This is a genomic window from Streptomyces huiliensis (assembly GCF_020037025.1).
In the GTDB taxonomy this organism is placed as follows: domain Bacteria; phylum Actinomycetota; class Actinomycetes; order Streptomycetales; family Streptomycetaceae; genus Streptomyces; species Streptomyces huiliensis.
This window is the reverse complement of sequence record NZ_JAIQLH010000345.1, coordinates 1-9,242: the sequence shown is the minus strand read 5'-3', so window position 1 is coordinate 9,242 and position 9,242 is coordinate 1. Positions and strand designations below refer to the sequence as shown.

The following is a 9,242-nucleotide window of genomic DNA, read 5'->3' as shown; positions in this document are numbered from 1 at the left end:
TGGCAACACTGAAAGAGCTCAGTGTTTCGCGCATTACTTCAGTGGCGAACTGCCTAGATGTGGACAATATGCTCCTTGCTGTGTCTGGCTTGGTGGGTACGCGATGGTCTGGTGACCTTGCCTGAAAGCAACCGGGAGCAGTCGATGCGGTGGGAGATCCTTCTGGGGATCGGCGCGGGCCTCGTCGTGTGCTGGCTGGTCCTGCTGATCGCTCTTGTCGTCGTACGCCCTAAGGGCGCTCTCTTGGGTGAGGCGTTGCGGCTGCTGCCGGACCTGCTTCGGTTGCTGCGTCGTCTGGCCGCCGACAAGAGCCTGCCGCGTGGGGTCCGCATGCGTCTTGCCGGGCTAATGTCTACCTGGCGCTGCCAATCGATGTGATCCCCGACTTCATCCCCATCCTGGGCTACGCGGACGATGCGATCGTCGTCGCGTTCGTCCTGCGCGGAGTGGTGCGCCGTGCGGGGATCGAGGCGGTGCGGGCGCACTGGCCGGGGACCGAGGACGGCTTCGCCGCCCTGGTCCGTCTGACCGGCATGAACCGCCGCCACGGCGCCGCCAGCTCGGGTTCTCGCTAGATGACCTGGAAGTTGCCCATCATGGCCATGTCCTCGTGTTCGAGGTTGTGGCAGTGCAGCATGTAGCGCCCCTTGTACCCGGCGAACCGTGCGAGGACTTCCACCACTTCGTACGGGCGGACGTCCACAGTGTCCTTCCAGCCGGCATCCGCCGGGGCCGGTGGTCTGCCGCCGCGGGCGATGACCTGGAACTGGGCCAGGTGCGCGTGGACGGGATGGTGGAAGTCGCTGCTGAAGCGCCACCGCTCGACACTGCCCAGGCGCGGGGACGCCAGCACGGTGTCGGTGCTGAACGGCTGGCCGTTGATGGTCCACATCTGCCGGTCCTCACCGGTGTTGGTCCGGCGGAAGTCGAAGGCCCGCACCGGCATGCCCTTGCTCGGCGTGAGCTTGTCGAAGGAGGTGGCGAGGCGCGCCGGGATGCGGCTGTCGTCTCGTGCCGTGCGGACGACGTGGAAGCGCATGACGTCGCGCATGCCGCCCTCGGCTGCTGTGTTGCGCAGGGTGATCCGGCTGCCGACGGAAATGCCGGCGAAGTCGATGACGACGTCGCACCGTTCGCCCGGTGCCATGTCGATCGTGTCGAGTGGCTGGGGTGCGGCCAGCAGGCCGCCGTCGCTGCCGATCTGGATGAACCGCCCGCGCCTGCCCTTTTCGGCTTCCAGGCGGAGCTGGTAGCGGCGGGTGTTGGAGGCGTTGAGGAGGCGGAAGCGGTAGCGGGTGGCGGACACCTCCAGGACGGGCCACGGTGCGCCGTTGACGAGTTGGACGTCGCCGAGCACCCCGTCGGGGAAGGCGTCGTGGCCATGGTCGGGGTAGCGGAAGGAGCCGTCCTCCTCGAAGGAGCGGTCGCACAGCATCAGCGGGATGTCGCGGTCACCGCCGGGCAGCGGGAGCCGGTCCTCCTCCTGGTCGCCGATGAGGAAGAAGCCGGCCAGGCCGCGCCAGACCTGCGGGGCGCTGAAGTCCATGCGGTGGTCGTGGTACCAGAGCGTCGCAGCCTGCTGCGACAGGGGGTACTCGTAGCTGCGGTAGCCCACGGTTGTCCTCCCGTCGTGGCCGCCAGTCATGCCGCTGTGCGCCTGGCGTGCCTGGCCGGGTGAGCAGCGGGCAGGGAGCAGCAGGTCGGTGGGGTAGCCGTCGGACTCCGGCGGGGTGACGCCGCCATGCAGGTGCGTCACCGTCGGGACGGTGAGGTTGTTGCGCACCTGGAGCACGGTCCTGCGCCCGGAGCGGGCGGCGAATGTCGGCCCGGGGAAGATTCCGTCGTACCCCCACACCGCGGTCTTGCGGCCCGGCAGGATCTCGACGCGGCCCTCACGCTGCTCGACTTCATAGAAGTCGGCGCCCCGCTCGCTGCGTACCGGCCGGGCCACTGGCGGCACCGGCAGAGGGACGCCGAACGGCTTGGGCAGCGGCCCCGCACTGGCCAGGACCCGACCGGTGGAGGCGCCGGCCAGGCGGGACCAGCCCGCCGCGCCCACGATCACCCCTGCGCCGGCCCCCGCCGCCAGCCCCAGGAACCCGCGTCGGCTCAGGCGCCTCACTCGGCCACCCCCGCCACGGACTGACCCGCCTGCCGGGCGGTACCGGTGCGGTGGGTGAGCGCCCAGTACGCCAGGGCCGTCGCGCAGCCGAAGATGGCCATCCCCAGCGGCATGTGGCCCGCCAGCATGCGGGCTTCGCCGAGCCCCTGCTGCACGCTCACCAGCGCCACCAGCGCCGCGCTTGCCGCTGCGGGCCATCCCGGGGCGGCAAGGCGCCGCCACACCACCAGCGCCGCCACCGTCTCGAGGACGGTCAGGGTGCTGAGCACGCTCGCGTTGGCAGCGTGCCAGGTGAGCAGGTTCAGATCGCCGGTGACGAACAGACCGGCCAGCGCGGCCTGCACGAGCGTGTCCAGCAGCACCGCCACCGCAACAGCCCGCAGCACACGCATCGGCCACCGTGGCTGATGCCGCTTGTCCCGCTTGTCCTCGGTCACCGGCCCGTCCCGCCGGCCAGCACCTGCTCGTACTGGTGGAAGCCGTCCTCGACCCCCAGGAAGACCTCGCCGAAGGTGAGGTAGCCCTCGGCGATGACCGGCGTGTCACGCAGGGCCTCGATCAGGAAGTAGTACGCGCCCAGGTCCCCGGTCTCCAGCACGGCGAAGTCCGAGATGCGGCCGCTGAACGCCTCGGCGTCGAAGAAACGGGCCCGGACCCGGTCGGCGTAGGCGGCGAAGACCGGCTCCAGATGCGCCTTGCGCATCGCGTTGCGCTCCTCGCGGGACAGCGCCAGCCACCGCTCGGTGACCGTATAGGTCAAGACGATGCCGTACTTCATGAAAACTCCCCCGGGAGCAATTGCTAACACCGTTAACTTTCGGGGGAGAGTAAAGTGATAGGTGTTAACTTTGTCAAGGGGAGGTGGGCCGAGCCCATGTCCAGCACTGCGGGAACCCGTACCGGCCGCCGTCACCGGGTCCGCGATGAGGCCCTGGCGGAGATCCTGCGCACCGGCCGGCGGCTGCTGGTCGAGGAAGGGCCCGGTGCTGTCACGCTGCGGGCCATCGCCCGCGAGATGGGCATGACCGCGCCCGGCCTCTACCGCTACTACGCCGGCCACCGCGACCTGATCCAGGCGCTGACCTCGTCCCTCTACGACGAACTGGCCACCGCCCTGACCGACGCCCGCGACCGCCACCCGGCCGCCGAGCCCGGGCGGCAACTGCGCGAGGTGTGCCGCGAACTGCGCCACTGGGCGCTCGCCCACCCCAACGAGTTCGGGCTGCTGTTCGCCAAGCCGGTCACCGACGCCGACACCACTCCCGGCACCGTCGCCCACGACTCCGGCTGGCGCTTCGGCGGCGTCATCCTCGAACTCATGGTCCAGCTATGGCGCCGCGGAACGATCCACCCGCCCACCGACCTCGATCCCGCGTGGGTGAGGCAGCTGGAGGAGGTGCGCGAGCACCTCTCCGGCGAACCGGTACCGCTGGAGGTCATCTACGTGTTCGTCGCCTGCTGGACCCGCCTGTACGGAACGGTGGCCGTGGAAGCCTTCGGACACCTCGACTTCGCCCTCGCCGACCCCGAACCACTCTTCGAGCACACCCTCGACGACATCCTGACCGCCCTGGGCGACACTGCCCGCTGACCGGCCGGTCGGGCACGGGAGCTGCGCACTGAAATGTCTCCTGAAACGAAAGTGACCGCCAGTCCTGTCGGTAGACACTTCAGTGCCCAGGTCAGCGGCTATGTCCACTGAAGTAATGAACGGATTCCGACACCTCCGTCCGCCCGGCCTGAGTTGGCAACCGCACCCCAACGGCTGGCAGTGGAGACCGTCCCGGTGCATGCCGCTGACGCCGGCGACCACGAGGCGCTCCTGCACGACTTCCTCGCCTCGCACGCCGACTGGGAAAAGGTGCGGACCGGGGACGAGAACACCACCGTCGTCAGCCATGAATCCCTGACTCTGCGCGCGCTCTTCGACTTCGACGCCACCGGCCGCGACGTCAAGTGGACCTTCGCCGCCTACGAATCACCCGTCAGCGACCTCTTGTGGCACGGCACAGCCACAGCCTCCACCCCGGCCCAGATCGTCGGCACCCTGCTGAACACCATCACCAGCGAGAACGCCTGGGGCCGCGGCCCGTCTACCAGCATCACCGAAACGGTCATCGCCAAGGCGACCCGGCCACTTTCCGACGCGGGCTGGAAGCACGCCATCGACGGCCGCCGCTACGTCACCTGGCAGGCTCCCGGCACGCACGCCGCCGGCGTACAGTTCGACGCCTTCGCCGCCCAGCAGCCCAACAGCCCCCTCTCCGCCTGGACCCTCTGGGGCGGCCACGCAGCCCACCAGCCGAACTGGGCACTCCACCTATCCGCAAAGGCATCGACAGCCCTCCTGCAGAACCTCACCTTCAAAATGGCCCACGGACAGGGACTCCGGCCTCCCTCCCGGCCAACACGCCCTACCCTGACCGCCGCAGCTCCCCTCCCCCCCAACCATCCCTCCGCCGAGCAACGCGGTACGCGCCCGCTGACGCACGAGGCGAAAGGCAGAGCCAGCCCATTTGGTGGATCATTACAGCGGCGACTTCCCGGATTCGAACCTCGTCCTTTCGGGCTCATCGGTTGCCGTAGTGCTGCTCCACCAGTGAAAGAATGATCATGACGGCTGACGTCCGACCACCTTCCGCACCCGATGACGCCTTCTGGCAGGAACGTCGGACCTGCTTCTTGAGCACGCCCCGCCCCGACGGAACTCCGCACCTCGTACCCGTGGGCGTGACCTACGACCTCGAGAGCAAAATCGCGCGCGTCATCAGCGACGGCGGCAGCAAGAAGGTCCGCAACATCCGCGCTGCCGGCCCCGGCGTGAGGGTGGCGGTCAGCCAGGCCGAAGGCCGCCGCTGGTGCACCCTCGAGGGCACCGCAGTCATCAAGGACGACCCCGAATCTGTAACCGACGCAGAACGACGCTACACCCAGCGTTACAAGACGCCGCGCGTCAATCCGAACCGGGTCGTCATCGAGATCACCGTCACCCGCGCCATGGGGACAGCCAAACCGTCCGGCTGGTGACGGAGGCATCGCCATACCGAAGCTCATCGCTTATAGCGGTGGATCCCCGGTTAGCGAAACCGGGGATCCACCGCATCATGGGGAGTCCACCGCCAATCCATGACCCCGCGTCGAGAGGCCGTAACGAGAGCGACCTGACAACTCCATACGCCGCCAGTCCTGGCCACGCCATCACAGGCCAAATACCCGTCGGCGCCTACGCCGCGGTGTAGCTGAGCCGGAACAGATCCTGGGCACGCTCCAGGTCCCGATCCGTGCGCAGCTGCACTTCCAGGTCGCCGGTTCCGTGGTGGCCGAGGCCCGTCACGTCCCGGGTGAATCCGGGGATGAGGTCGACCTCCTTGGGGTTGGTCTTGAGGTAGACGAGCAGCTTGTTCTTCTGCGGCGGGCAGACGCAAGCGAAGTTCCGCAGGCGCTGGTACGCGCGGTAGGTCTTGCGCTGGACCTTGGTGATGTCGTCACCGAGCCCCAGCAGGACCTGGTCGACCTCGGCGTACAGCTCCGCCAACGCGCCCTCAGATGCACGAGCACCAGGCCCTGCGGTCTCACTCGCCCGGCGGGCGAGTGAGACCGCCGTCTGGGCGGCAACGGAAGCGACCGTCTCCAGGCCGAAGTGGTCGGCGCCGAAGAAGCGGTAGCGGACCAGGTCGATGTTGCGCCGATGCTCGCGGATGGCGTGAACGTCGTAGCGGGTGAAGTTGCCGGCGACGCAGATCAGCCTCGGAGCGCTCCACAGCACCTGGGCCGCGACCGCTGCCCCGAGCCGGTCGCGGACCAGGTGCCCGAACTCTCCCTTGTGGTCCACCAGCCACGACAGGTAAAAGAGCCCCTGGTTGATCACGCCGGCATCGGTCGCGCGCTTGAACTCAATGACGACCGGGGCGCCGTTCTCGTCGATGCCCAGGGTGTCGATCCGGCCGCCGTGCACAGGCCCGGTGCTGTACTCGCTCGCCAGGAACCGTACGCCGAGCATCGTCTCGAGGTTGGTCTCGACAAGGTGTTGAACGTCCGCCTCGACCTCGGCAAGACGCGACGCGACCTCCGTCACGCCACCCTCCGTGCGAAACAACCTCACCCGAACATCCTCCCCCTCGGCTCCGCGTCTACAACGACAGGCGACAAGGGGTTATTTCCGCACACTGCCGAGCGTCCCTCCACCCTCCGATCTCTCGACCGGCAGCGAACGCAGCTTCACCGCGCCAGGACGTTCGCCGCCCTTCACTAAGTCGGCTGTTTCCGCAGGTCAAAGGCCATGTGCCCGATGTACCACCAGCAGACGAAGAATCTTCTGGTTCCGCAGGCCGGCGGCCAGGGCGCACACGAGCACCTGCTGCGGCCGAGCATGTGGACTGTCTCACTGAGCGCACCGCGCCGCCGGCGAACAGCCTGCACGGCTGAGCAGGCCTTCTCGTCGTCCGTACCCGGTCAGCCGGAGCACCCCAGGCTGTTGTAGGCCAGTCGCTTCTGGTTCTCGGAGAGCCGCTGCCTCCCAGCCGCCTGCGGCGAGCATCAAATGCCACGCTGCTCCGCCCCGGGCAAATCCGGGGCGGCGCACACGCCTCCGGAGTCGGCACCCTGAACCAAGCACGGCGGCTCCACTTCCGCACACTCCTCCTCTGCGACCCGACCGGCCTTCGCGGAACGGATGGCTGCCACAGCCAGTCGGCATGCACGGTACGAGCCCCCTCAGTCGGCTTCCGCCTGCTATCACTCTTGGCTACCGTGCGTCTATTACGCTCAGTGACAAGCCACAGGACCTGACGACTCATCAGCAAAGTCAGCATTAGGTCAGCATCAGTACCGCCACAGACCGCTAACGACCGCCGGAGTCCGCCAAGATCAACAACTCCTCATATGTAGCCTGACCTGGGGAAATGCAGGTCAGCGACCTAACCGTCCGTCACCGAAGGAGCCCCCCGTGAAGATGCTCATCAACGTCCCCGAGTCCGTCGTCCCCGATGCCCTGCGGGGCATGGCGGCCGTCCATCCCGAGCTGGTCGTCGATGTCGAGGGGCGGGTCGTGCGGCGGCGGGACGCGCCGGTGGCGGGGAAGGTGGGGCTGGTGTCGGGGGGTGGGTCGGGGCATGAGCCGTTGCATGGGGGGTTCGTGGGGGCGGGGATGCTGGATGCCGCGTGCCCTGGGGAGATTTTCACGAGCCCGGTCCCGGACCAGATGGTGCGGGCGGCCGCCGCCGTGGACAGTGGGGCCGGTGTGCTGTTCGTCGTGAAGAACTACACCGGTGACGTGCTGAACTTCAACATGGCCGCCGAGCTCGCCGAGGACGAGGGGATCCAGGTCGCCAGTGTCCTCGTCAACGACGACGTCGCGGTGACCGACAGCACGCACACGGCCGGCCGGCGGGGCACGGGGGCCACCCTGTTCGTGGAGAAGATCGCGGGGGCGGTGGCGGAGGCGGGGGCGCCGCTGGAGCGGGTGGAGTCGGTGGCCCGGCGGGTGAACGAGGCGGCGCGGAGCTTCGGTGTCGCGCTGTCGGCCTGTTCGACGCCGAGCAAGGGCGGCCCCACCTTCGACCTGCCCGCCGGCGAGCTGGAGCTCGGCGTGGGCATCCACGGGGAGCCGGGCCGGGAGCGCCGGGCGATGATGACGTCCGGGGAGGTCGCGGACTACGCCGTGCACGCGGTGCTGGACGACCTCCACCCCACCGGTCCGGTGCTGGCGCTGGTCAACGGGGCGGGCGGGACACCGCTGCTGGAGCTGTACGGGTTCGCGGCGGAGGTGCACCGGGTGCTGCGCGAGCGCGGGGTGCCCGTGGCCCGGACGCTGGTGGGCAACTACGTCACGTCGCTGGACATGGCGGGCGCCTCCGTGACGCTCTGTCAGGTCGACGACGAGATGCTGCGCTGGTGGGACGCTCCCGTGCGGACGCCCGCGCTGCGCTGGGGGTGTTGATCCGCCCCCAGGTCAGGCGTCGGCGCTCGGCTCCGCTCCGTACCACACCGTCGTGACGTTGCAGAACTCGCGGATCCCCTGCCCCGACAGCTCGCGCCCGTAGCCCGAGCGCTTGACGCCGCCGAAGGGGAAGGCCGGGTGGGAGGCGGTCATGCCGTTGAAGAAGACGCCTCCCGCCTCCAGGTCCCGGGCGAAGCGCCGCTGTTCGTCCTCGTCCCGGGTCCAGACGTTGGAACTGAGGCCGAACGGGGTGTCGTTGGCCACCGTCACCGCCTCGTCGAGGTCCGCGACGCGGTAGACGGTGGCGACCGGGCCGAACGCCTCCTCGCGGTGGATCCGCATCTCGGGGGTGACGTCGGTGAGCACGGTGGGTTCGTAGAACCAGCCGTCGGCGAGCTTGCCGGGGAGGGCGGGGCGGCCGGCGCCGCAGCGGGGCACGGCGCCCAGCCGTACCGCGTCGTCGACCAGTTCCTCGACGTCGGCGCGGCCCTGTTCGGTGGCGAGCGGACCGACGTCGGTGGCCTCGTCCAGCGGGTCGCCGACGGTCAGGCCGGCCATGCGGGCGGTGAAGCGCTCCAGGAACGTCTCGTGGACGTCCGTGTGGACGATGAAGCGTTTCGCGGCGATGCAGGACTGGCCGTTGTTCTGGACGCGGGCCGTCACGGCCGTGCGGACGGCGCGGTCCAGGTCGGCGGAGGGCATCACCACGTACGGGTCGCTGCCGCCCAGTTCCAGGACCGTCTTCTTGATCTCGTCGCCCGCGACGGCCGCGACCGAGCGGCCCGCCGGCTCGCTGCCGGTGAGGGTCGCGGCGGCCACCCTCGGATCGCGCAGGACGGACTCGACGGCGCCGGATCCGATGAGCAGGGTCTGGAAGCAGCCCTCGGGGTACCCGGCGCGGCGGAAGAGGTCCTCCAGGTACAGGGCGGTCTGCGGGACGTTGGAGGCGTGCTTGAGCAGCCCGACGTTGCCGGCCATGAGCGCGGGCGCGGCGAAGCGGACGACCTGCCAGAGCGGGAAGTTCCACGGCATGACGGCCAGGACGGGCCCGAGCGGGCGGTGGTGGACGCGGACGGCCGACGCGCCCGAGTCGGCGACCGCGGCGGCCGGCGGGTGCTCGTCGGCGAGCAGGGCCTCGGCGTGCTCGGCGTACCAGCGCATGGCCTTGACGCACTTGGCCGC

11 protein-coding genes are annotated in these 9,242 nt (G+C 69.2%); 6 read left to right on the top strand and 5 right to left on the bottom strand.

Annotated elements, in window-relative coordinates; genetic code table 11:
- Nucleotides 1-75 precede the first annotated feature (75 nt).
- Both JNW98_RS32965 and JNW98_RS32960 read left to right on the top strand, forming a co-directional pair.
- Nucleotides 76-378: a hypothetical protein gene (locus JNW98_RS32965; RefSeq protein WP_223771972.1), complete on the top strand. Its 303-nt coding sequence runs from the start codon at nt 76-78 to the stop codon at nt 376-378.
- Nucleotides 375-575 (top strand): YkvA family protein, encoded by a 201-nt coding sequence (locus JNW98_RS32960; protein ID WP_308015695.1) that lies wholly within the window; start codon nt 375-377, stop codon nt 573-575. Before JNW98_RS32965 ends, JNW98_RS32960 begins: the two co-directional genes overlap by 4 nt.
- On the opposite strand, the gene JNW98_RS32955 is transcribed toward JNW98_RS32960, so the two are convergent.
- Genes JNW98_RS32955 through JNW98_RS32945 form a run of 3 tightly spaced genes read right to left on the bottom strand, consistent with a single transcriptional unit; the run spans nt 572 to nt 2,900 of the window.
- Nucleotides 572-2,122, bottom strand: coding sequence for a multicopper oxidase family protein (locus tag JNW98_RS32955; protein WP_223771971.1), 1,551 nt, complete (start codon nt 2,120-2,122; stop codon nt 572-574). The two genes, JNW98_RS32960 and JNW98_RS32955, sit on opposite strands and share 4 nt — an antisense overlap.
- Nucleotides 2,119-2,559 carry a hypothetical protein gene (locus JNW98_RS32950; protein WP_223771970.1) on the bottom strand — a complete coding sequence of 147 codons (441 nt, stop codon included), beginning with the start codon at nt 2,557-2,559 and terminating at the stop codon, nt 2,119-2,121. Before JNW98_RS32950 ends, JNW98_RS32955 begins: the two co-directional genes overlap by 4 nt.
- Complete coding sequence (locus tag JNW98_RS32945) at nt 2,556-2,900, bottom strand: darcynin family protein (protein ID WP_223771969.1); 345 nt, start codon at nt 2,898-2,900, stop codon at nt 2,556-2,558. Before JNW98_RS32945 ends, JNW98_RS32950 begins: the two co-directional genes overlap by 4 nt.
- Nucleotides 2,901-2,996: 96 nt before the next feature.
- Between JNW98_RS32945 and JNW98_RS32940 the strand changes: the two genes are divergently transcribed.
- From JNW98_RS32940 to JNW98_RS32930, 3 genes are all read left to right on the top strand, one after another.
- Complete coding sequence (locus tag JNW98_RS32940) at nt 2,997-3,713, top strand: TetR/AcrR family transcriptional regulator (RefSeq protein ID WP_223771968.1); 717 nt, start codon at nt 2,997-2,999, stop codon at nt 3,711-3,713.
- 195 nt (nt 3,714-3,908) lie between these two features.
- A complete protein-coding gene (locus JNW98_RS32935) occupies nt 3,909-4,733 on the top strand; it encodes a DUF317 domain-containing protein (RefSeq protein ID WP_223771967.1) in 825 nt (274 codons plus the stop codon).
- A gap of 2 nt (nt 4,734-4,735) precedes the next feature.
- Nucleotides 4,736-5,149 (top strand): TIGR03618 family F420-dependent PPOX class oxidoreductase, encoded by a 414-nt coding sequence (locus tag JNW98_RS32930; RefSeq protein ID WP_223771966.1) that lies wholly within the window; start codon nt 4,736-4,738, stop codon nt 5,147-5,149.
- Between the two features lie 196 nt (nt 5,150-5,345).
- On the opposite strand, the gene JNW98_RS32925 is transcribed toward JNW98_RS32930, so the two are convergent.
- Nucleotides 5,346-6,224, bottom strand: coding sequence for a DUF5655 domain-containing protein (locus tag JNW98_RS32925; protein ID WP_223771965.1), 879 nt, complete (start codon nt 6,222-6,224; stop codon nt 5,346-5,348).
- A gap of 843 nt (nt 6,225-7,067) precedes the next feature.
- On the opposite strand from JNW98_RS32925, the gene dhaK reads away from it, so the two are divergent.
- Nucleotides 7,068-8,060: a dihydroxyacetone kinase subunit DhaK gene (gene dhaK / locus JNW98_RS32920; protein ID WP_223771964.1), complete on the top strand. Its 993-nt coding sequence runs from the start codon at nt 7,068-7,070 to the stop codon at nt 8,058-8,060.
- A 12-nt stretch (nt 8,061-8,072) separates the two neighbouring features.
- On the opposite strand, the gene JNW98_RS32915 is transcribed toward dhaK, so the two are convergent.
- Nucleotides 8,073-9,242: aldehyde dehydrogenase family protein (locus JNW98_RS32915; RefSeq protein WP_223771963.1), on the bottom strand; the 1,170-nt coding region annotated here is incomplete at its 5' end.

Bases quoted from the DNA above. Each gene is read 5' to 3' on its own strand.
- JNW98_RS32945 (WP_223771969.1), bottom strand. From the start codon at position 2,900: ATGAAGTACGGCATCGTCTTGACCTATACGGTCACCGAGCGGTGGCTG.
- JNW98_RS32940 (WP_223771968.1), top strand. From the start codon at position 2,997: ATGTCCAGCACTGCGGGAACCCGTACCGGCCGCCGTCACCGGGTCCGC.
- JNW98_RS32930 (WP_223771966.1), top strand. From the start codon at position 4,736: ATGACGGCTGACGTCCGACCACCTTCCGCACCCGATGACGCCTTCTGG.